Genomic DNA, 19,859 nt, shown 5'->3' with positions numbered 1-19,859 from the left:
CACGCAACCACACGGACCGGGGCACGCGGACCGGGGATTGCGCCCGACCCTGCGTTTGCCGCATGAAGGCACGAAGCCGCAGCCAAGAGGAGCGCGCGCCGGTCATGACCGACACGACCCACCTGAACGACCACCCGAACTGGATCTATGTCCTGCGGGATGCCTATGACCTCTATCGTCACCTGTCGGCCGGTGGCAGCAAGAAGATCCGCACCCATCAGCGCAGCGTACGCGAGCGCATCAGCCGGGTGCTGCGCGCCAATCCACAGGTGATGGTGGGGTCGGTCGACACCAAACCCGTGACCCGGCACTTGCGCCGCGCGCTGGACAACGGACGGATGGAAAAACACGCGCCGTTCATCCGGTCGCTCGAAGCGATCCAGCCGATGCTGTGCTGGCAATACGGCTATGAAAAGGTGCCACGCGGTCTGGAACGCAAATTCGCCTATTCCGAACTGGTGGGGCCCAGCGGCGTGGTGCGCACGGATGAGGTCATTCTCGGGCTGGTCCTGTTCGCCCCTGCCTGCACCTATCCCGCGCATGCCCATGACGGGATCACCGAAAGCTATCTGTGCCTGTCGGGGGCGGTGTCGGAGAATGATCAGGGCGTCTATGCCCCCGGATCGCTGATCTTTAACCCGCCCCAGCAGGTGCACCGCATCACCGTTGCGGACCACCAGCCCGCCTTGCTGTTCTATGCCTGGGAAGGCACGCACGAGGCCTTGCTGAACCAGAAGATGGTGTTTACCCGCAAGGGCTAGGATCCATCCTGCGCGACGGGCAGGAGATGCGTGCACTGCCCAAAGCGCGTGCCGCAGGTCTCGGGCGGTTCTGTCGGCAGGCGGACCAGTTTGCCGCGATGAGGTTGGGCGTTTTCAATCCTCTCGGGCGGTGCGCCACCCGCTTCACCGGGCCCGTGAAAAGGCAGGCAACGGTGACCCGGCTGGTAACGCACGGACATACCGCCCGCCCATGACGTATGCGCGCCCCTTAGTCTGCGGCGCGTTCCGCCCCTTCGGCGATGGCCGCGCGCAGGCGTTTTTCGAGGCTGCGCTGCTTGCTTTCGGAGTAGTATTTGAGGCCGAACATGTCCTTGACATAGAACGTGTCGACCACCTGTTCGCCATAGGTCGCGATGACGGCGTTGGCGATATACACATTGGCCGCCGCCAGCGTGCGCGTCAGGTCATGCAGCAGTCCTGGGCGGTCGCGGGTGTCGACCTCGATGATGGTGTAGATATCGGAGCCGTCATTGTCGAAGGTGATATGCGTCGGCACCTTGAAGGCTTTTTCGCGTTTCTTGACCTTGTCGCGATCCTTGATCGCCTCGCGCGTGACGACCTCACCCGCGAGTGTGCGTGCGATCATCTTGCGCAGGCGCGGCAGGCGCGACGGGTCATAGGGGTTGCCGTCCGCGTCCTGGATCCAGAACGCATCCGTCACGAACCCGTCCTTGGTCGTGTAGCTGCGCGCATCGACCACGTTGGCCCCCACAAGCGCAAGCGCACCCGTCAGCCGCGCAAAAATGCCCGGATGGTCGGGCATCACGAAACAGGCGCGCGTGGCATCGCGGTCTTCGTCCGGGTGCAGGTCCATGACGATCTCATTCTCGCCGATATCGCGCAGCAGCCGCGCAAAGACCTCGTGTGCGGTGATGTGCAGCCCCTGCCAATAGGGATCGTAGTGGCGGGCAATCTCGGCCTGCACGTCCTTGCGAGGCCAGTCCTCGAGCGCGGCGCGCAAGGCGCGCTTACCTTCTGTGCCGCGGCCTTCGCGGGTGAGCGCCTCCATCCCGTCCTCAAGCGCCCGGCGCGTCTGACGGTAGAGCGCGCGGATCAGCACGGCCTTCCAGTTGTTCCACGTGGTCGGCCCTACCCCGCGGATGTCGCAGACGGTGAGCACGCACAACAGGTCCAGCCGTTTGACTGTCTGCACCGCCTTGGCAAAATCGCGCACGGTGCGCGGGTCGGCAATGTCTCGTTTCTGGGCCATGTCGGACATCAGCAAGTGATAGCGCACGAGCCATTCGACGGTGTCCACCTCGTCCTGCTTCAGACCCAGGCGGGGTGCGATCTTGCGCACCATTTGTGCGCCCAGGATCGAATGATCCTCGGGCCGGCCCTTGCCGATGTCATGCAGCAGCAGCGCGACATAGAGCACCTTGCGATTGACCCCGTCCTTGAGGATCGAAGAGGCGACCGGCAGGTCTTCGACCAGCTCTTCCTTTTCGATCATGGCCAGCTGCGCGATGCATTGGATGATGTGTTCGTCCACCGTGTAGGAGTGGTACATGTTGAACTGCATCATCGCGACGATGTGCTCAAACTCGGGGATGAACGCGGACAGCACCCCCAGTTCGTTCATTCGCCGCAGGGCGCGTTCCGGGTTGCCATGTTTCAGCAGCAGGTCGAGAAAGATCCGCTGCGCCTCGGGCGTGGTGCGCAGGTCATCGTCGATCAGGTCGAGGTTCGATTTGATCAGGCGCATGGCGTCGGGGTGGATCAGCATGCCGGTGCGCAGCGCTTCCTCGAAGATGCGCAACAGGTTCAGCTTGTCCCCCAGGAACGCCGTGTCGTCCGCAATCGCGAGGCGGTTGTGGATCACCTCGTACCCGTCGCGCACCCGTGGCTTGCGTTTGAACAGCCGTTCCAGCAGCGGTTCGGCCTTGAGGTGCACCGCCTCCAGCTTGGTCAAAAAGATGCGGGTCAGGTCGCCCACTTCGGTGGCGTGCAGGAAGTATTCCTGCATGAACCGTTCAACCGCGCGCCGCCCCTGCCCGTCTTCGTATCCCATGGCCTCGGCCACGGCGACCTGCATGTCAAAGGTCAGCTGTTCCGTCGGACGGTTCGACAGAAGGTGCAGGTGGCACCGCGTGGCCCACAGGAAGTCTTCGGCGGCGACAAAGCTGTCGAATTCCTCTTCGGTAAAGAGGCCCAGCGGCACCAGATCGGCGGCGTCCTGAACCTTGTGGATGTATTTGCCAATCCAGAACAGCGATTGCAGGTCGCGCAGGCCCCCTTTGCCTTCCTTGACGTTGGGTTCCACCACATAGCGCTGGCCCTGCTTGACATGGCGCGCATCGCGCTCGGACAGTTTGGCTTCGATGAAATCCCGCTCGGTCCCGCGGAACAGGTCCGCGCGCAGGCGCGTGTCGAGCTCCGCTGCAAGTGCAGCGTCCCCGTGCAGGAACCGGTGTTCGAGCATGGCGGTGCGGATCGTGAAATCCTCTGCCCCGAGGCGCAGGCAGTCGCGGATCGTGCGGCTGGAATGGCCGACCTTCAGCTTGAGATCCCACAGCAGGTACAGCGTCGCCTCGATCACCGTTTCGGCCCATGGCGTGATCTTGTAGGGCGTCAGGAACAGCAGATCGACATCCGAGAACGGCGCCATTTCACCGCGCCCGTACCCGCCCACTGCGATCACGGCCAGCCGTTCGCCTTCGGTGGGGGTGGGGTTGGGGTGCAACACCGTCTGCGCCACGCGCAACGCGCTGCGCACGAGGCAATCGGTCAGGTGGGCGTAGGCATGGGTTGTGGGCCGCGCTTGGAATGGCGCGGCGCGGAATGCGGCTGCGATGGTCTCGCGCCCTGCGGCGCGCGCCGCCTTGAGATGCGCGACCACGGCGCTGCGGACATCGGACGGGGCGTCGCCCGCGTGGGCCTCCAACATCGCGTCGAACGCGGCCTGGTCAAAGATGTCATCGGCCGCACAGATCAACGCTGCCGCAGGGTGCGGCGGCGCTGTCTGGTCTGGCGTTTGAATGGCGTTTGGATCAGAAACCGGCACCACCGAACCCGTTTGGTGCCGGGCTGATCACGACAACCTGGTTGTTCTGAACGGTGGCCACGGCCAATCCGCGTTGGTTGGTCCCATCCGGGCGCAGGCGGAATACGCCATTGGCCCCTTGGAACCCTGCGCTCTGCGTCAACGCAGCGCCGGTCAGGGCATTGGACCGGCCCTGGCTCGCCAAGGCGCCGATCGCTGCGATCCCGTCAAAGGCAAGGCCCGCCAGCGGGTGCGGCGCGCTGCCATAGGCACCTTCGTACTGCCGACGGAAGGCCGCTGAGCGCCCCGGATCGGGCAGCGCGAACCAGCCGCCCTGCACGCCAGGCAGCTCAAGAGTCTGCGGTGGGATGTCCCAACGGGCAAGGCCAATGAACTGCGTATTTGTGGGCGACACGCCGGCCTCTGGCAGCAACTGCGTGATCAGGGGCAGTGCGGACGCACTGGGCGAGGTGAGGAAAACCGAATTGGCGGCCGCGCCGTCGACAGCGGCCTTGATACGCGGAACGGCGTCAACGACGCCTTGCTGCGACAGGGGATAATCCACCGTACCCACCAGTGTGGCACCGCTGCGCGAAATGGCTTGCTGGATGGCGTTGCGGCCCAATTGCCCCGCCACGTCCTGCGCGTGGACAACCACGATACGGTCACGACCCTGGGACGCGGCATAGTTCACGAGGCGCGCCGCGGTGTTGTCAAAGGTGGAGCCCAGGACAAACACGTTGCCACCGGCAATGGTCGTGTTGTTGGAGAAGGCCAGCACATTCACACCAGACGCGGCCGCGGCAACGCCTGCGGCATTTGCGGCTTCGGCATAAAGCGGGCCAAGGATGATTCGCGCCCCGTCATTGACGGCCAGTGCGGCCTGATTGGCGGCTGTTTGCGGATTGCCCGCCGTGCCATAGACCCGCAGGTCAATGGAGACCCCGTTGAGGTCCCGCATCGCCAGACGCGCCGCATTTTCGAGATTGCGGGCCAGCAGATCGTCGCTGGCCTGACCGGAGCCGCGCGGCACCAGCAAAGCCACCGGAATGGGCTGTGACGTGTCGATGCGCGGACCGCCGCCCCCGCCAATGCTGGTCAGTGCGGACGGATCACAGGCCGCAAGCGACAGCGCGGCAAGCGGCATCAGAACCGCACGGCGCGCCGCCTTGCGCAAGGTGTCAAAAAACGCAAACATGATAACTGTCACTCCCGGTGCAAGGGCTCTTTGCCGCGCGGGCGGCCCCGTGTCATTTGTGGCGCGGATAATAGACGTCAAAGAAGGCGGGTCCAGCGTTGAATTACATCAAGAGCGGTCTCAAGCCGGGCCTGTGGTTTGTCGGCGTGCCGATTGGCACGGCGCGCGATATCACGCTCAGGGCGCTGGATGTGCTGGCATCGGCAGAGGTGCTTGCCGCCGAAGACAGCCGAAGCCTGCGCAAATTGATGGACATTCACGGCGTGCCACTGGAGGGACGCCGGATCGAAGTGCTGCACGATCACTCCAAGGCGCAAAGTGTGGCGCGCCTTGTGGACATGGCGCAAACGCGGTCCGTGGCTTATGCATCGGAGGCCGGGATGCCGGGCATCGCCGATCCCGGCTTTGAACTGGCGCGCGCCGCCCGCGAGACGGGCGTCACCGTGACCTGTGCGCCCGGCGCATCCGCGGTTGTCACGGCACTCGCCGTTGCGGGGCTGCCGACGGATGCCTTCCACTTTGCCGGTTTTCTGCCGAATGCGCGACAGGCACGCAAAACGGCGCTCATCGCGCTCAAGGATGTGCCCGCGACGCTGGTTTTTTACGAATCACCCAAGCGGTTGCAGGCCATGCTGGAGGATGCGGCGGAGGTTCTCGGGGGGGATCGTCAGGGCGCGGTGTGTCGCGAATTGACCAAACGGTTCGAAGAAATCCGGACGAACCCGCTGGAAACGCTGGCAAAAGATCTGAAGGTGCAAACCGTTAAGGGCGAAATTGTTGTCCTTATCGCCCGCGGTGAACGCGGACGCGTTAGGGAAATCGACATTGATGAAGCGCTAGTATCGGCGCTGAGGTCGATGTCCACGAAAGATGCTGCAGGCTTTGTGGCGGACAGCCTCGATATACCCCGACGCCGTGTCTATCAACGCGCGTTGGATCTGGCGCGGGACATGCCCGCGGACTGAGGCTGGAGGTTTTGCAATGGCGTTTCACCCACGGGATTTTGCAGATGCCACACGCGTGGCACGCGGACGATGCGCGTATCATGCGGGCCTTTCTGCGGAACAGCAGGTTGCACAACGCTATGTCGCGGCGGGATATGTCGTTCTGGCCGAACGATGGCGCCGGGCTGGTGGCGAGATCGACATTGTGCTCGAGGATGCGGATGGCCTCGTGATCTTTGTCGAGGTCAAAAAGAGCAAGAGCTTTGATCAGGCGTTGTCGCATTTGACCCATGCGCAAGCGCGTCGGTTGTTTGCCACTGCGGAACTCTACCTCGAGATGCTGCCGCAAGGGCCCTTCACGCCCTCACGCGTGGACGTGGCTCTGGTTGATGCCGTTGGACAGGTTCAGATCATGGAGAACTTTTTCGCGGGCGGGCTTTGATCTGCGACCGGCCTCTGCGCCAACGCACACGCCAAATCCATTGCACCTGACGGCCCACTGCGCCATCTAAAGCGCAGTTTGCCGGAGAGTGACCCATGAAAATCGCCTTTCAGATGGACCCGATCACGGGTGTCGATATCAACGCCGACAGCAGTTTCCGGCTCGCGGAGGAAGCGCAGGCACGTGGCCATGACCTGTTCTACTATGCCCCGGACAAGCTCGCCTATGAAGAGGGGCGGATCACCGCGCGCGGACATGACATGACGGTCCAACGGGTCCCCGGCGACCCGGCCATCCTTGGACCGGAGCGCACCGTGGATCTTACCACGTTTGATGTTGTCTGGCTGCGCCAGGACCCGCCGTTCGACATGCATTACATCACGTCCACGCACATTCTGGATCGGCTCAAGGACGACGTTCTGGTCGTCAACGATCCTTTCTGGGTGCGCAATTATCCCGAAAAGCTGCTGGTCCTCGACTTCCCCGACCTCACCCCGCCCACAACGATTGCCCGCGATCTGGACACGATCAAGGCATTCAAGGCGCGCCATGGCGATGTGATCCTGAAGCCGCTTTACGGCAACGGGGGTGCGGGGGTGTTCCGGCTGGATGCCAACGACCGCAACCTCGCGTCGTTGCACGAACTGTTTACCGGATTTTCGCGCGAACCCCTGATCGTGCAGAAGTTTCTGCCGGACGTCTCCAATGGCGACAAGCGTGTGATCCTCGTGGACGGCGCGCCCATTGGCGCCATCAACCGCGTCCCTGCGGCGGGTGAGACGCGGTCCAACATGCATGTGGGCGGGCGCCCGGAAAAGGTCGGATTGACAGACCGCGACCGCGAAATCTGCGACGCAATCGGCCCGCTGTTGCGGGAAAAGGGGCAGGTGTTTGTCGGGATCGACGTGATCGGCGACTACCTGACCGAGATCAACGTGACCTCGCCCACGGGCATTCAGGAACTGGAACGGTTTGACGGGTTGAACGTGGCCGGGGCGATCTGGGACGCCATTGATGCGCGCCTGGCATGAGTTGGCTGGCACCGCTTCTGAACAGGTATCTGCGGCTTACTGAAAAACCGTATATGCGGCGCGTCCGTGATCCGGACGCATTGCGCCGCAGCTTTCGGATCAAGGCGCGGGTGTTCTTTCATCCGCCATGGGGCACGCAACAGGGCGTGCGCACGCTGGGACCGGTCGAGGCGTTGCGCATTTCGCCGCGCCGCAAGACGACGGACGCGGTGCTGCTATACGTTCACGGCGGCGGCTTTGTCTTTGGCGCGCCAGAGACCCACGCCGCGATGGTGGCCAACCTCGCGAACCGCGCAGGGATTGAGGCGATCCTGCCGCGCTATCCGCTTGCGCCCGAACATCCTTACCCCGCTGCACCGGATGCCGTGGAGGCCTGTTACCATGCGCTGCGCGACGAACATCCGGACCGCGCGATCATCATGGGTGGGGACAGTGCCGCCGGCGCGCTGGTTCTGACCGTGCTGGCGCGATTGTTGCAAAAAGGCGCGCCGCTGCCTGCGGGTGTGTTTGCACTCTCGCCGTTGACGGACCTCGGCTATACCGGCGACAGCGTGCGCGACAATGCGGCCGCGGACGTGATCCTGCCTGCCGAGCGCGTGCACGAGACGGCGGAGATGTACCTTGGGACCACCGCACATTCAGAGGTGACGGACCCGGATGTGTCGCCTCTGTTTGCTGATTTCACTGGCGCACCGCCCATTTGGCTGACGGCAAGTGCAACGGAAATCCTGCGGGATGACAGCAGGCGCATGGCAGACAGGCTCAGGGCGCAGGGTGTGCCGGTGACTTATCTCGAAGAGGGCGATTTGCCCCATGTCTGGCCCCTGTTCCACAACATGCTGCCCGAAGCGCGCCGCACGTTGCAGCGGCTCAGCGACTGGATCGGGGATCAGGCCGGTTCCAGCACGCCCACGCGGTAGCTGATCGCCTCGGCAACGTGGGGCCTGCGCACGGTCTCCGATCCATCAAGGTCAGCGATTGTTCGTGCGACCCGCATCACCCGGTGATAACCGCGCGCGGACAGGCCAAACCGGTGCGCCGCCTTGGTCAACAGATCGCGCCCTTCGGCATCGGGTTGGGCAAGCGTATCCAGCGCGGCACCGGCGAGGTCGGCATTGTGCCGCAACCCAGTGTCGACAAAACGGGCCTGCTGCACATTGCGTGCGGCGGCCACGCGGGTCGCCACGGTTTCCGAGGATTCTCCATCTGCAGGCAGATCAAGGTCCGTAAAGGACACCGGCGGGACGTCCACCCGTAGATCGAACCGGTCCATCAACGGGCCCGATATCCGGCCAAGATAGTCGTTCCCGCATCCGGGTGCACGTGCGCAGGCGCGCGCAGCGTCACTGAGATATCCGCATTTACATGGGTTCGCCGCAGCCACGAGCATGAAGCGGCACGGATATTTCACATGGTTGTTGGCGCGCGCCACCATCACCTCGCCGGTCTCAATCGGCTGACGCAGGGTCTCGAGCACGGTGCGCGGAAACTCCGGGAACTCGTCCATGAAAAGCACACCGTTATGGGCCAACGACGCCTCACCCGGTTTTGCGCCGCGCCCGCCGCCGATGATTGCCGCCATTGAGGCCGAATGGTGTGGTTCGCGAAACGGGCGTTCCATCGAAATCCCACCCGCATCCAGCAACCCCGCAAGCGAATGGATCATCGATGTCTCCAACGCCTCCATCGGGGTCAGCGGCGGCAGGATGCCGGGCAAGCGGGCCGCCATCATCGACTTGCCCGATCCGGGCGTGCCGACCATCAGAATGTGGTGCCGTCCGGCTGCGGCGATTTCCAGAGCCCGTTTGGCCCGTTCCTGCCCTTTTACATCGCGCAGGTCGGGCGTGCCGGACGCAGTGGCGATCTGCCCTGCGGTGGCGGGTTCCAGCGGGGCCTGGCCGGTGTAGTGGCGCACCACATCGCCCAGGGTCGCAGCACCGATCACCTGCGCGGCGTCCACCCACGCGGCCTCCGCCCCGGAGCCCGCAGGGCACAGCAGGGTGCGATCCTGTTCCGCCGCAGCCATCGCCGCGGGCAGCGCACCGATCACGGGCACAAGCGTGCCATCCAGCGACAATTCCCCCAGAGCCACAGTCATTTCCACCGCGTCCTTGGGCAGGATGTCCATCGCCGCCAGCAGTGCAAGGGCTATGGGCAGGTCAAAATGCGACCCCTCCTTGGGCAGGTCCGCAGGCGACAGGTTGATCGTGACCTTTTTCGACGGCAGGGCAATCGACAGGGCGCTGAGTGCTGCGCGCACCCGGTCGCGCGCTTCGGACACCGCCTTGTCCGGCAGGCCCACCACGGAGAACCCCGGCATGCCCGGCACCATGGCGCACTGCACCTCGACCTCTCGGGCCTCGACCCCCTGAAACGCCACCGTATACGCCCGCGCCGCCATATGCTCTCCCGTCAACTCGTGGTTAACGGTAGGCACTCCGCGGTTTACGATTGGTTAACGGGCAGGGTCTCAATACGGCCAGGGGCGCGTCTGAAGGCCGAAATCATAGGGGAAGGGATCATATGTGACCTCAAGCCCCTTTGCGCGCCACGCCTGAAACGTCGGGTCGGACAGGGTCGTTTTGCAATACTCAGCGGCCACGTCACTGACTGGTAGATCGTATCCGACGATCCGCGCGCATACCGGCGCATAGAAGGCATCGGCAAGGGAATACGCCCCGAACAGCCATGGGCCATCGGTCGCAAATGTCCGGGCGTGCGCCCACAATGTCTCGATCCGCGCAAGATCCGTGGCAACCGCGTCTGTCACCGCAAACCCTTCGTTCACATGTGCCAATTGCATCGGACACGCCCCACGCAAAGCCATGAACCCCGACGCCATTTCAGCGGCAAGCCAACGCGCCGTGGCACGCGCGCCCGCATCCGTTGGCCACATACCGGCCTCGGGGTGGCGTTCATGCAGGGTTTCGGCCATTGCCATACTCTCGCCGACAACGGTGCCGTCCGGCAGCCGCAACGCCGGCACCAGCCGCGCGGGCGCAAGGTGGGCCATGTCCTCGGCCATGGTCCCGCCATAGAGGCCAATCATATGTGTTTGAAACGGCAGCCCGAATTTCTCGAGCATCAGCCAACCGCGCAAGGACCAGCTCGAAAACGTCCGGTCACCGATAAAGAGATCATAAGTCATGTGCGCCACGCTATGCGCCTGAACCCGCGCGCGCCAAACGCCGTTTTGTGGGAGATATGATCACGGAAGGTGATTGATCCGTTCAACACGGCCCTCTGCCGGGTTCAGGGTCGTCACGCTCAACGGGTCAATCCGGTGCGCCAGCACCTCTTGCGCCGTGACATCCATCACGGCCCGCACCTGCGTCAGGATCACGCCGAAATGCGCGACCGCAATGACATGCGACGGGGCAAACGTCGCTTCGATCCGTGCCACTGCGGTTGCAACCCGGGCCGCCGACATGTCCCAGCTCTCGCCCCCCGGTGGCGCGTGTGCGCCCGGTTCTTCCCAATACCGACGGCTCAGGGCTTCGTCCTGTTTGGAGACAGTGTTGAAGTGCACGCCGTCCCAAGCGCCAAAGTGAAATTCCCGCAGGCCCGGATCATGTGGCAAACGCCGCCGCGCCCCTTGTATTGCATCTGCGGTTGCCACGGACCGCAAAAGGTCGGACGACACCACCAGCGCGTCCGCAGGCAGCAACGCCGCCAAGCGGTCCACGGCGCGCACATCCGACAGGTCTGCGGGCACATTGCGCCACCCGGTGAAACTCTTTTGGTGGGTCGGACCATGCCGGACCCAGTGCCAGACTGTCATGGCATCTCTCCCTTGCGGACATCCACCAGACCGGCAAGCACATGCAGGACGCAATCTGCCTGCGCGGCCAGCGCGATGTTGAGCCGTCCCTGCGCCTCGCGGAAGTGCCGCGCCAATGCGTTTTCGGGCACAATGCCCTGCCCCACTTCGTTCGACACCACGACAACGGGCGCATCGCAGGCCGCAAGCGCAGTCAGCAAAGACGCCTGCGCCGTCTCCAGATCATGGTCGCCCAACATCACATTTGTCAGCCACAGGGTCGCGCAGTCCAGCAGAACCGCTTGTCCATTTGTGCACGGCGCCAAGGCATCCGGAACATCCACGGGAACCTCGATTGTCTGCCATCCCGGCCCGCGCTGCGCGACATGGCGATCAACCCTGAATTGTGTTTCTTCGTCCCAGATTTGCGAAGTCGCAACATAGATTTTGTCCAACCCACTGCGTTCAATGAGTTTTTCCGCCACCCCCGACTTGCCGGAGGAAGCCCCACCTAGAACGAGCGTCAGGGGTGGCAACATTTTTTCATCTTCCAAGTGAACCGAAATGCGTTTCGCTGCGTAGACAAGACGAGTGCGCAAAACAAGACAAACATCCACAGGGGGATGATCGCATGCCGTTAGACAATGCCCGTGACATGTCGCTGTCGCGCACAGCGATGAAGGCCGAGTTGCTCGATGCCGAAACAGAACTGCGTTTGGCCTATGCCTGGCGTGATGAACGTGACGAGGCGGCGCTGCACCGCCTGATTACCGCCTATATGCGCCTCGCCATCTCCATGGCATCGAAATTCAAGCGCTACGGCGCCCCGATGAACGACCTCATCCAGGAAGCCGGGCTGGGCCTGATGAAGGCCGCTGACAAGTTTGACCCGGATCGCGGCGTGCGGTTTTCGACCTACGCCGTGTGGTGGATCAAGGCATCCATTCAGGATTACGTGATGCGCAACTGGTCGATGGTGCGAACCGGCTCCACCTCGTCCCAAAAGTCGCTGTTTTTCAACATGCGCCGGGTGCAGGCCCGGCTGGAGCGGGAAAGCGCCGCCGCGGGTGAGACCCTCGACAAGCACCAGCTGCGCCAGATGATCTCGACCGAAATCGGTGTCCCCCTGCATGACGTCGAAATGATGGAAGGGCGTCTGTCCGGCTCTGACTATTCCCTGAACGCGACACAATCGGTCGATGACGAGGGCCGCGAATGGATTGATGCGCTCGAAGATGATGGCGCACAGGCCGCGGAACTGGTCGAGCATCAGCATGATACGGAGCAGTTGCGCGAATGGTTGTTGACCGCGCTGAACGGTCTGAACGAACGCGAACGGTTCATCGTGCGCGAACGCAAGCTGCGCGACGATCCCCGCACCCTCGAAAGCCTCGGCCAGGAGCTCAGCCTGTCCAAGGAACGTGTCCGACAGCTCGAAGCCGCGGCATTTGGCAAGATGCGCAAAGCGCTCGAGAACCAAAGCCGGGAAGTGCACCACTTCCTCGCATGAGACTGACATATCCCATGGCCGTGGCCAGCACTGTTGCGGTGCTGGCCTTTGGCGTCTCTGCATTCGCATCGATCCTGTGGAATACGGTGGACGCTGATGTCCTGATCATCGGCGAACTGCACGACAACCCCACCCACCATCAGCACCAGGTCGAGGCCATCATCGAAACGCGTCCCAAGGCGGTGGTGTTCGAAATGCTTCTGCCGGATGAAGCGCGTGCGCTTGCAGATGTGGCGCGCGACAGCGCCGTCATGGCCCGCGCGACACAAGGTTTCCACTGGTCCAACATAAAAGACTACGCGGACCTGCTGGCCCAAAGCGACGTGATCATCGGGGCCGCCCTGCCGCGCGCCGACATGCGGGCAGCGTTCACGGACGGTGCTGCGGCGACGTTCGGAGAGGGGGCCGCCGATTTCGGTCTGACCACGGACTTGCCGGCCGCACAGCAAGCGAAACGCGAAGCGCTCCAGTTTGATGCCCATTGCGGCGCCATGCCAGTCGAGATGATGGGCGGCATGGTCGAAGCGCAGCGCCTGCGCGACGCCCATTTTGCACACACCGTCGTGGATGCACTCGACACATTCGGTGCGCCGATCATCCTCATAACCGGTAACGGCCACGCCCGCACCGACTGGGGCGTGCCCGTCTATCTCAATGCGGCAAGACCTGAATTGAGGGTGCAAAGCGTGGGGCAAGGCGAAGCGGGAATACCGCCCGCAGGCACCTTCGACTTCGTTTTAACCGACGCCGACGCTCCAGACCGGGGTGACCCATGCGCCGCGTTCCAATCCGGGAACTGACCCGCCCCGTCTCTGTTCCAAAAAATCCCGGGGGTGAGCGCGCAAGCGCGAGGGGGCTGGCCCCCGCTTCCTCCCTCTGGTCCTCGCGCAACGCCCGTCTTATGGTCGCACGCGAACCAACCGGAGTGCGGCCATGCTGCAGGACAAACGTATCCTCCTGATCCTGACCGGCGGCATTGCCGCCTATAAGGGGCTGGACCTGATCCGCCGCCTGCGCGAACGGGGGGCTGCGGTGACCCCGGTTCTCACCCGCGCCGCGGAACAGTTCATCACCCCGCTGTCCGTGTCGGCACTGGCGGGGGAAAAGGTCTACCGCGAGCTGTTCGACCTCACCGACGAGGCGGAGATGGGTCACATCCAGCTCAGCCGCTCGGCCGATCTGATCGTCGTGGCCCCGGCAACGGCAGATATACTCGCCAAGATGGCGCAGGGCCGTGCCGACGATCTCGCCTCCACCCTGCTTCTTGCCACCGACACCCCGGTCATGGTCGCCCCGGCCATGAACGTGCGGATGTGGACCCATGCCGCGACGAGGCGTAATCGCGATCAATTGATCGCGGACGGGATTACCTTTGTCGGGCCAAATGATGGTGACATGGCCTGCGGCGAATTTGGTCCCGGTCGCATGGCGGAACCGCTGGACATCGTGGCCGCGATCGAGGCGCATTTTGCGCCCGGCCCGCTCACCGGTCGGCATGTGCTCATCACCTCCGGACCGACGCATGAGCCCATTGATCCGGTCCGCTACATCGCAAACCGCTCTTCCGGCGCGCAAGGCACCGCGATCGCCAACGCCCTGCTTCGGCTTGGCGCGCGCGTTACCTTTGTGACCGGCCCTGCTGATATCGCGCCACCGCAAGGTGCGGATGTGATCGCGGTTGAGACCGCGCGCGAGATGCAGGACGCCGTGACACAGGCCCTGCCTGCCGATGCAGCGGTCTTCGCCGCCGCCGTCGCCGATTGGCGCGTCGCCAGTGCGTCCGACAGCAAGCTCAAGAAATCCGCCTATGGTCTGCCCGTGCTCACCTTTGCAGAAAACCCGGATATCCTGGCGCAGGTCGCCCAAATGCAGGACGGAAGGCCGGGTCTTGTCATAGGCTTTGCCGCGGAAACGGATGACGTTATCGCCAATGCCACGGCCAAGCGCGCGCGCAAGGGCTGCGACTGGATCGTGGCCAATGACGTCTCGCCCGCAACCGGAATCATGGGCGGTGCGGAAAACGCCGTGACCCTGATTTCCGCCGATGGCGCGGACCCGTGGCCGCGCATGGCCAAGGATGACGTGGCCACGCGTCTGGCCGGGCGGATCGCGGACGCGCTCAGCTGATGTTCGCGCCCTCTGGCAAAGGTCGGATTTGAGTTTATTTGGCAAGGTGAAGATGCAGAACGTCCCGCTCCCCCTCCTCCGGACAGCGCAGGCTGATCCGGCGATCCCGTTGCCATCCTATGAGACGGCGGGCGCTGCGGGTGCGGATATACGTGCGAATTTCCCGGACGCCGCGGGCGTGGTGGTTGCACCCGGGGCACGGGCCCTGATCCCGACGGGGCTTGCCATGGCCATTCCGCAAGGGTTCGAAGTGCAGGTCCGCCCGCGCTCCGGTCTTGCCCTGAAACACGGGATCGCGTTGGTCAACAGCCCTGGCACAATCGACAGCGACTACCGTGGGGAGGTCGGGATCATCATTCTGAACACCGGGACAGAACCGTTCGAGGTGACCCACGGGATGCGCATTGCGCAACTGGTGCTTGCGCCCGTGGTGCAGGCCGCGTTTGTGGAAACCGACAGTCTCGATGACACCGCCCGCGGCGCAGGCGGTTTTGGCAGCACGGGGCCCGCATGATCCTTGTTTTCGCCATGGCGGCCGCCCTGTGGGGGGTAGGTCACGCAATGGGCACGCCGAAACGGGCGCGTTGGTTGATGATCGGCCTTTTGTATGTGGCGGTTCTCGCCGTGCAGGTGGCCTTGCCCGCTGCGCATCCGCTGCGCCTTGCGACAGGGGAAAGCCCTGCGTTCTGGTTGATCCTTGGTGGCTTTGCCGCACTTGTGTGGCTTTACCGTCAGGCCCTTGGCCGCCTCCGCGCGCGTGTGCAGACCCCTGCCGCACCTGAACAAAAGGCCGGTCCGTTTTCCGATGCAGAGCTCAACCGCTATGCCCGGCACATAGTCCTGCGCGAGGTTGGCGGCACCGGGCAGAAGGCGCTGAAGGATGCGCGTGTGCTGGTGGTGGGTGCGGGCGGTCTGGGCGCGCCGGTGTTGCAATATCTGGCCGCGGCAGGCGTGGGCACAATCGGTGTGATCGATGACGACGTGGTGGAAAATGCCAACCTGCAGCGGCAGGTGATCCACCGCGACGCCGATATCGGCGTCCCGAAAGTGTTCTCGGCGCAAGCCGCGATGGAGGCACAGAACCCCTTTGTCACCGTGCGCCCCTATCACCGCAGGCTCACAGATGAGATCGTGGGCGATCTGATGGCCGAATATGATCTGGTGATCGACGGGACAGACAATTTTGACACCCGGTACCGCGTGAACGCCGCCGCCGTGGCGCAGGGCATCCCGCTGGTGTCCGGGGCGCTGACGCAATGGGAAGGTCAGTTGAGCATCTTTGACCCCCAGAACGGCGCACCGTGCTACCGCTGCGTCTTCCCCGAACCGCCTGCGCCGCATCTTGCGCCGAACTGCGCCGAGGCGGGGGTGATCGGGCCGTTGCCCGGTGTGGTTGGGACCATGATGGCCGTGGAGGCCATCAAGCTGATCACCGGCGCGGGCACATCTCTGCGCGGTGAGATGCTGATTTACGACGCGCTTTATGGTGAGAGCCGCAAGATTGCGATCAAGCGGCGTGATGCCTGTGAAACCTGTGGCCATGTACCGGGCTGAGGCCCGTTGCATGACCGGATCAATGGAGATTGCCTGATGACGAACGTGCTGCTGCAAGACTGGGACACGCCCTTTGGCATTGCGCCGTTTGACCGCATATCGGACGATGACTACGCCCCCGCTTTGGACGAGGCATTGCGCGCACATCGTGCAGAGATCGATACCATTGCCGGGTCCGATGCACCCCCGGATTTTGCCAATACGATCGAAGCGCTCGAGGCCGCAGGTGAGGTGTTGGACAAGGTGCTTGGCCCGTTTTTCAGCGTGGCAGGCGCCGACAGCAATCCGGCGCGCGAAGCGTTGCAGCGGGACTTTTCACCCAAACTCGCGGCGCATTTTGCCGACATCGCGGGCAACAAGGCGCTCTTTGCCCGGATTGCCGCGGTTTGGGAGGCGCGTGACACGCTGGACCTGACGGAAGAACAGGCGCGGGTCCTGATGCTGACCCACCGTGGATATGTGCGTGCGGGTGCTGCGCTGGAGGGCGATGCCGAGGCGCGGATGAAGGCGATCAAGGGGAGGCTTGCGGAACTGGGCACCGCGTTTACGCAGAACCTGCTCGCGGATGAGCGGGATTGGTTCATGCCACTTGCGGAGGCCGATCTGGAGGGCTTGCCCGCCTTTGTCATCGACACGGCGCGGGCTGCGGGCGAAGAGAAAGCGGCGGATGGGCCGGTCGTGACCCTGTCACGCTCGCTGATCACACCGTTTCTGCAATTCTCGCCACGCCGCGATCTGCGAGCAAAGGCCTATCGTGCCTGGGCCGCGCGGGGCGCCAATGGCGGGGCGACGGACAACCGGGCCATTGCCGCGGAAATCCTGAAGCTGCGCGCGGAACGGGCACAGCTCCTCGGCTATGAGACCTTTGCGGATTACAAGCTGGAAACCGAGATGGCCAAGACACCCGCAGCCGTCCGCGACCTGCTGATGTCTGTGTGGGAACCGGCACGGGAACGCGCGCTGTCGGATGGCGCGATCCTCGAACAGATGATGCACGAAGACGGGGTGGACGGCCCGCTGGAGCCCTGGGACTGGCGTTACTACGCGGAAAAACGGCGGCGCGCGCTGCATGACCTCGATGAGGCGGAGGTGAAACCGTATTTTCAACTCGACCGGATGATCGAAGCGTCCTTTGCCTGTGCGACGCGGCTTTTTGGTTTGGCGTTCACGCCGCTGGATGTGCCCCTCTATCACCCCGATTGCCGGGCGTGGGAGGTGACGCGGGATGGCCAGCACGTGGCGGTGTTCATCGGAGACTACTTTGCACGCGGATCGAAACGGTCCGGGGCGTGGTGTTCGGCGATGCGCGCGCAGGCCAAGTTCCCGAAGGTGCAGACCCCGGTGGTGATCAACGTGTGCAACTTTGCCAAGGGCGATCCCGCGCTGTTGTCCTATGACGATGCGCGCACGTTGTTCCACGAGTTTGGCCATGCGCTGCACCAGATGCTGTCCGATGTGACCTATGAGAGCATTTCGGGCACATCCGTGGCGCGGGACTTTGTCGAGTTGCCCAGCCAGCTTTACGAGCACTGGCTGGAGGTGCCGGAGGTGCTGCGCGACTTTGCCACCCATGCGGACACCGGGGCGGCGATGCCGCAGGATTTGCTCGACAAGGTTTTGGCGGCCTCGACCTATGATATGGGGTTCCAGACGGTGGAGTATGTGGCGTCCGCGCTTGTGGATCTGGCGTTTCATGACGGACCGGCGCCGGGCGATCCGATGCAGCGGCAGGCAGAGGTGCTGGAGGCGTTGGGCATGCCACGTGCCATCGGCATGCGCCACGCCACACCCCATTTCGCACATGTCTTTGCGGGGGACGGATATTCGTCCGGCTATTACAGCTATATGTGGTCAGAGGTGATGGATGCGGACGCGTTTGCCGCCTTTGAAGAGGCGGGAGGTCCGTTTGATGCGGACCGCGCGGCAGCCCTTGAAGAACATATCCTGAGCACTGGTGGCAGTGTTGACGCGGCCGAGCTGTATGTGGCGTTTCGCGGACGGCTGCCGGGGGTCGAGGCGCTGCTCCGGGGGCGCGGGTTGGCCGCGTGATCGGATTGCGCGCTGACGCGCACGCGATTTAGGGAATGAGGGGGCTGTCTGCCCCCTCAAACACCCCCGAGGATTTTTTTGAACAGAGACGGTTAGTAACCGGCGGTGCGGTCGACCTGATGCAGGAAGGGTTCGTTTGCCTCACCGCGGCGGATGTTTTCGGCAACGGTCTTGACGGAATAGGCGGCGCGGGTTTCCGAGGCCACATGGGGTGTGACGGTCACGGACGGGTGCCGCCAGAAGGCGTGATCGGCGGGCAGCGGTTCGGTGCGAAACACATCCAGCGTTGCGTGCGCGATGTGGCCGGTTTCAAGCGCGGCGAGCAGGGCTTCGTCATCAATCAGCGGGCCGCGACCGGGGTTCAGGATACGCGCGCCCGCAGGCATGAGGCCAAGGGTCCGGGCGTTGAGCGTGTTTTCCGTGGCGGCGGTCGCAGGCAGAAGCAAGACTGCGAAATCAGCGCGGGCCAGGGCCGTATCGAGGCCGTCCGGACCGTGGTGGCAGGGGATCCCGTCAATGGTCTTTGGCGACCGGCTCCAGCCCGCGACGTCAAACCCGAGGCCTTGGAGCGCCTGTGCGCAGGCGCGGCCCAATTCGCCCAAGCCAAGGATCGTGACCCGCGTGTCAAATGACAGCGGCGGCGCCACCGGGTCCCAGGTGCCCGGCTCTGCGGTGATATGCGCATCCATGCCAAGGTGCAGGCGCAGGATATGCCCCGTCACCCATTCCACCATGCCCTGGGTCAGGGCCGGATCGACCATGCGGCAGAGCGGGATGTTCAGCGTTGGGTTGTCCACCACCGCCTCGACCCCGGCCCAGAGGTTGAGCACCGCCTTGGCGCGCGTGAAGGGGGTGAAATCCTGCACCTCCGAATTCGGGGCATAGACGATATAATCGACCTCTGCCGCCTGCATCGTCGTATCGACGCGGGCATCCACGCCCACCTCGGCGATGGCCGCGCGCAGGACGTCGCGGTATTCAGCCCACCGCATTTCGGTTGCCGCAAAGAGGACGTTGACGGTCACGTGGCAAAGGCCGCGTTAAAATCTGCCATGCCCTTGATCTCGACCGGGTTGCCAGATGGGTCGGTGAAGAACATTGTAGCCTGCTCGCCCGGCTGCCCTTCGAACCGGATTTGCGGCGCGAGGACGAAAGTGGTGCCCGCCGCGGTCAGGCGGTCGGCCAGCGCGCGCCAATCCGCCATCGGCAACACGGCTCCGAAATGGGGCATGGGCACGTCTACGTCCCCAACCTTGCCGGTGGGCTTGCTGTCGAACGGGGTGCCGAGATGGCAGCTGATCTGGTGTCCGAAGAAGTTGAAATCGACCCATGTGTCGGTGCTGCGCCCTTCGGTGCAGCCCAGCAGGCCGCCATAGAAGGCGCGGGTTTCATCAAGGTCGGTCACATTGAAGGCGAGGTGAAAGAGTGTCATGGCACCAACGGTTAGAGCAGTTTGGCCAAACCGGTAAACCCCAAAGC

The 19,859-nt window shown here is 63.8% G+C and carries 19 protein-coding genes; 11 read left to right on the top strand and 8 right to left on the bottom strand.

Going from position 1 to position 19,859, the window contains the following annotated elements; translation table 11 throughout:
* The first annotated feature begins 104 nt into the window (after window positions 1-104).
* Window positions 105-761: a dimethylsulfonioproprionate lyase family protein gene (locus ACERHN_RS11605; RefSeq protein ID WP_415919187.1), complete on the top strand. Its 657-nt coding sequence runs from the start codon at window positions 105-107 to the stop codon at window positions 759-761.
* 229 nt (window positions 762-990) lie between these two features.
* Here ACERHN_RS11605 and ACERHN_RS11600 read toward each other — a convergent pair whose 3' ends face one another.
* Complete coding sequence (locus ACERHN_RS11600) at window positions 991-3,786, bottom strand: [protein-PII] uridylyltransferase (RefSeq protein ID WP_415919186.1); 2,796 nt, start codon at window positions 3,784-3,786, stop codon at window positions 991-993.
* Window positions 3,773-4,963: a penicillin-binding protein activator gene (locus ACERHN_RS11595; RefSeq protein ID WP_415919185.1), complete on the bottom strand. Its 1,191-nt coding sequence runs from the start codon at window positions 4,961-4,963 to the stop codon at window positions 3,773-3,775. Before ACERHN_RS11595 ends, ACERHN_RS11600 begins: the two co-directional genes overlap by 14 nt.
* Before the next feature lie 98 nt (window positions 4,964-5,061).
* On the opposite strand from ACERHN_RS11595, the gene rsmI reads away from it, so the two are divergent.
* The 4 genes from rsmI (at window position 5,062) to ACERHN_RS11575 (ending at window position 8,300) form a co-directional block, all read left to right on the top strand.
* Window positions 5,062-5,928, top strand: a complete 867-nt coding sequence (gene rsmI, locus ACERHN_RS11590) for a 16S rRNA (cytidine(1402)-2'-O)-methyltransferase (RefSeq protein ID WP_415919184.1) — start codon at window positions 5,062-5,064, stop codon at window positions 5,926-5,928.
* 55 nt (window positions 5,929-5,983) lie between these two features.
* Window positions 5,984-6,349: a YraN family protein gene (locus tag ACERHN_RS11585; protein ID WP_415919183.1), complete on the top strand. Its 366-nt coding sequence runs from the start codon at window positions 5,984-5,986 to the stop codon at window positions 6,347-6,349.
* 95 nt (window positions 6,350-6,444) lie between these two features.
* Window positions 6,445-7,380, top strand: coding sequence for a glutathione synthase (gene gshB, locus ACERHN_RS11580; protein ID WP_415919182.1), 936 nt, complete (start codon window positions 6,445-6,447; stop codon window positions 7,378-7,380).
* A complete protein-coding gene (locus tag ACERHN_RS11575; RefSeq protein WP_415919181.1) occupies window positions 7,377-8,300 on the top strand; it encodes an alpha/beta hydrolase in 924 nt (307 codons plus the stop codon). Before gshB ends, ACERHN_RS11575 begins: the two co-directional genes overlap by 4 nt.
* Here the strand turns inward: ACERHN_RS11575 and ACERHN_RS11570 are convergent.
* The 4 genes from ACERHN_RS11570 to cobU form a co-directional block, all read right to left on the bottom strand.
* Window positions 8,270-9,781, bottom strand: coding sequence for a YifB family Mg chelatase-like AAA ATPase (locus tag ACERHN_RS11570; protein ID WP_415922728.1), 1,512 nt, complete (start codon window positions 9,779-9,781; stop codon window positions 8,270-8,272). The genes ACERHN_RS11575 and ACERHN_RS11570 overlap by 31 nt on opposite strands.
* A 69-nt stretch (window positions 9,782-9,850) precedes the next feature.
* Window positions 9,851-10,528 carry a glutathione S-transferase gene (locus ACERHN_RS11565; protein WP_415919180.1) on the bottom strand — a complete coding sequence of 226 codons (678 nt, stop codon included), beginning with the start codon at window positions 10,526-10,528 and terminating at the stop codon, window positions 9,851-9,853.
* Window positions 10,529-10,588: 60 nt separating this feature from the next.
* Window positions 10,589-11,161, bottom strand: a complete 573-nt coding sequence (locus tag ACERHN_RS11560; RefSeq protein WP_415919179.1) for a histidine phosphatase family protein — start codon at window positions 11,159-11,161, stop codon at window positions 10,589-10,591.
* Entirely contained in the window at window positions 11,158-11,679 is a 522-nt protein-coding gene (gene cobU / locus ACERHN_RS11555; RefSeq protein ID WP_415919178.1) for a bifunctional adenosylcobinamide kinase/adenosylcobinamide-phosphate guanylyltransferase, read from the bottom strand. Before cobU ends, ACERHN_RS11560 begins: the two co-directional genes overlap by 4 nt.
* Window positions 11,680-11,771: 92 nt before the next feature.
* Here cobU and ACERHN_RS11550 point away from each other — a divergent pair, with 92 nt between their 5' ends.
* From ACERHN_RS11550 to ACERHN_RS11525, 6 genes are all read left to right on the top strand, one after another.
* Window positions 11,772-12,650 carry an RNA polymerase factor sigma-32 gene (locus ACERHN_RS11550; protein WP_415919177.1) on the top strand — a complete coding sequence of 293 codons (879 nt, stop codon included), beginning with the start codon at window positions 11,772-11,774 and terminating at the stop codon, window positions 12,648-12,650.
* Window positions 12,647-13,450: a ChaN family lipoprotein gene (locus ACERHN_RS11545; protein ID WP_415919176.1), complete on the top strand. Its 804-nt coding sequence runs from the start codon at window positions 12,647-12,649 to the stop codon at window positions 13,448-13,450. Before ACERHN_RS11550 ends, ACERHN_RS11545 begins: the two co-directional genes overlap by 4 nt.
* A gap of 133 nt (window positions 13,451-13,583) precedes the next feature.
* Window positions 13,584-14,777, top strand: a complete 1,194-nt coding sequence (coaBC, locus tag ACERHN_RS11540; protein WP_415919175.1) for a bifunctional phosphopantothenoylcysteine decarboxylase/phosphopantothenate--cysteine ligase CoaBC — start codon at window positions 13,584-13,586, stop codon at window positions 14,775-14,777.
* A gap of 52 nt (window positions 14,778-14,829) precedes the next feature.
* Window positions 14,830-15,291, top strand: coding sequence for a dUTP diphosphatase (gene dut / locus ACERHN_RS11535; RefSeq protein ID WP_415922727.1), 462 nt, complete (start codon window positions 14,830-14,832; stop codon window positions 15,289-15,291).
* On the top strand, window positions 15,288-16,331 hold the full coding sequence (locus tag ACERHN_RS11530; RefSeq protein ID WP_415919174.1) for a HesA/MoeB/ThiF family protein: 1,044 nt from the start codon (window positions 15,288-15,290) through the stop codon (window positions 16,329-16,331). Before dut ends, ACERHN_RS11530 begins: the two co-directional genes overlap by 4 nt.
* 36 nt (window positions 16,332-16,367) lie before the next feature.
* Window positions 16,368-18,380, top strand: coding sequence for a M3 family metallopeptidase (locus tag ACERHN_RS11525; RefSeq protein ID WP_415919173.1), 2,013 nt, complete (start codon window positions 16,368-16,370; stop codon window positions 18,378-18,380).
* Between the two features lie 92 nt (window positions 18,381-18,472).
* On the opposite strand, the gene ACERHN_RS11520 is transcribed toward ACERHN_RS11525, so the two are convergent.
* The gene (locus ACERHN_RS11520) at window positions 18,473-19,405 is read right to left on the bottom strand and encodes a 2-hydroxyacid dehydrogenase (protein WP_415919172.1); all 933 of its coding nucleotides are present in this window, start codon (window positions 19,403-19,405) and stop codon (window positions 18,473-18,475) included.
* Window positions 19,402-19,812, bottom strand: a complete 411-nt coding sequence (locus ACERHN_RS11515; RefSeq protein WP_415919171.1) for a VOC family protein — start codon at window positions 19,810-19,812, stop codon at window positions 19,402-19,404. The genes ACERHN_RS11520 and ACERHN_RS11515 overlap by 4 nt, the downstream gene beginning before the upstream one ends.
* Between the last annotated feature and the right edge of the window lie 47 nt (window positions 19,813-19,859).

Source organism: Tateyamaria rhodophyticola, from assembly GCF_047777875.1.
Lineage (GTDB): Bacteria > Pseudomonadota > Alphaproteobacteria > Rhodobacterales > Rhodobacteraceae > Tateyamaria.
The sequence above is the reverse complement of the archived record's forward strand: the minus strand, read 5'-3'. Positions and strand labels throughout refer to the sequence as shown.

Coding starts and splice junctions, on each gene's coding strand:
- ACERHN_RS11605 (WP_415919187.1), top strand. CDS start 105: ATGACCGACACGACCCACCTGAACGACCACCCGAACTGGATCTATGTC.
- ACERHN_RS11595 (WP_415919185.1), bottom strand. CDS start 4,963: ATGTTTGCGTTTTTTGACACCTTGCGCAAGGCGGCGCGCCGTGCGGTT.
- gshB (WP_415919182.1), top strand. CDS start 6,445: ATGAAAATCGCCTTTCAGATGGACCCGATCACGGGTGTCGATATCAAC.
- ACERHN_RS11575 (WP_415919181.1), top strand. CDS start 7,377: ATGAGTTGGCTGGCACCGCTTCTGAACAGGTATCTGCGGCTTACTGAA.
- ACERHN_RS11570 (WP_415922728.1), bottom strand. CDS start 9,781: ATGGCGGCGCGGGCGTATACGGTGGCGTTTCAGGGGGTCGAGGCCCGA.
- ACERHN_RS11565 (WP_415919180.1), bottom strand. CDS start 10,528: ATGACTTATGATCTCTTTATCGGTGACCGGACGTTTTCGAGCTGGTCC.
- ACERHN_RS11560 (WP_415919179.1), bottom strand. CDS start 11,161: ATGACAGTCTGGCACTGGGTCCGGCATGGTCCGACCCACCAAAAGAGT.
- cobU (WP_415919178.1), bottom strand. CDS start 11,679: ATGTTGCCACCCCTGACGCTCGTTCTAGGTGGGGCTTCCTCCGGCAAG.
- ACERHN_RS11550 (WP_415919177.1), top strand. CDS start 11,772: ATGCCGTTAGACAATGCCCGTGACATGTCGCTGTCGCGCACAGCGATG.
- ACERHN_RS11545 (WP_415919176.1), top strand. CDS start 12,647: ATGAGACTGACATATCCCATGGCCGTGGCCAGCACTGTTGCGGTGCTG.
- coaBC (WP_415919175.1), top strand. CDS start 13,584: ATGCTGCAGGACAAACGTATCCTCCTGATCCTGACCGGCGGCATTGCC.
- dut (WP_415922727.1), top strand. CDS start 14,830: ATGCAGAACGTCCCGCTCCCCCTCCTCCGGACAGCGCAGGCTGATCCG.
- ACERHN_RS11530 (WP_415919174.1), top strand. CDS start 15,288: ATGATCCTTGTTTTCGCCATGGCGGCCGCCCTGTGGGGGGTAGGTCAC.
- ACERHN_RS11525 (WP_415919173.1), top strand. CDS start 16,368: ATGACGAACGTGCTGCTGCAAGACTGGGACACGCCCTTTGGCATTGCG.
- ACERHN_RS11515 (WP_415919171.1), bottom strand. CDS start 19,812: ATGACACTCTTTCACCTCGCCTTCAATGTGACCGACCTTGATGAAACC.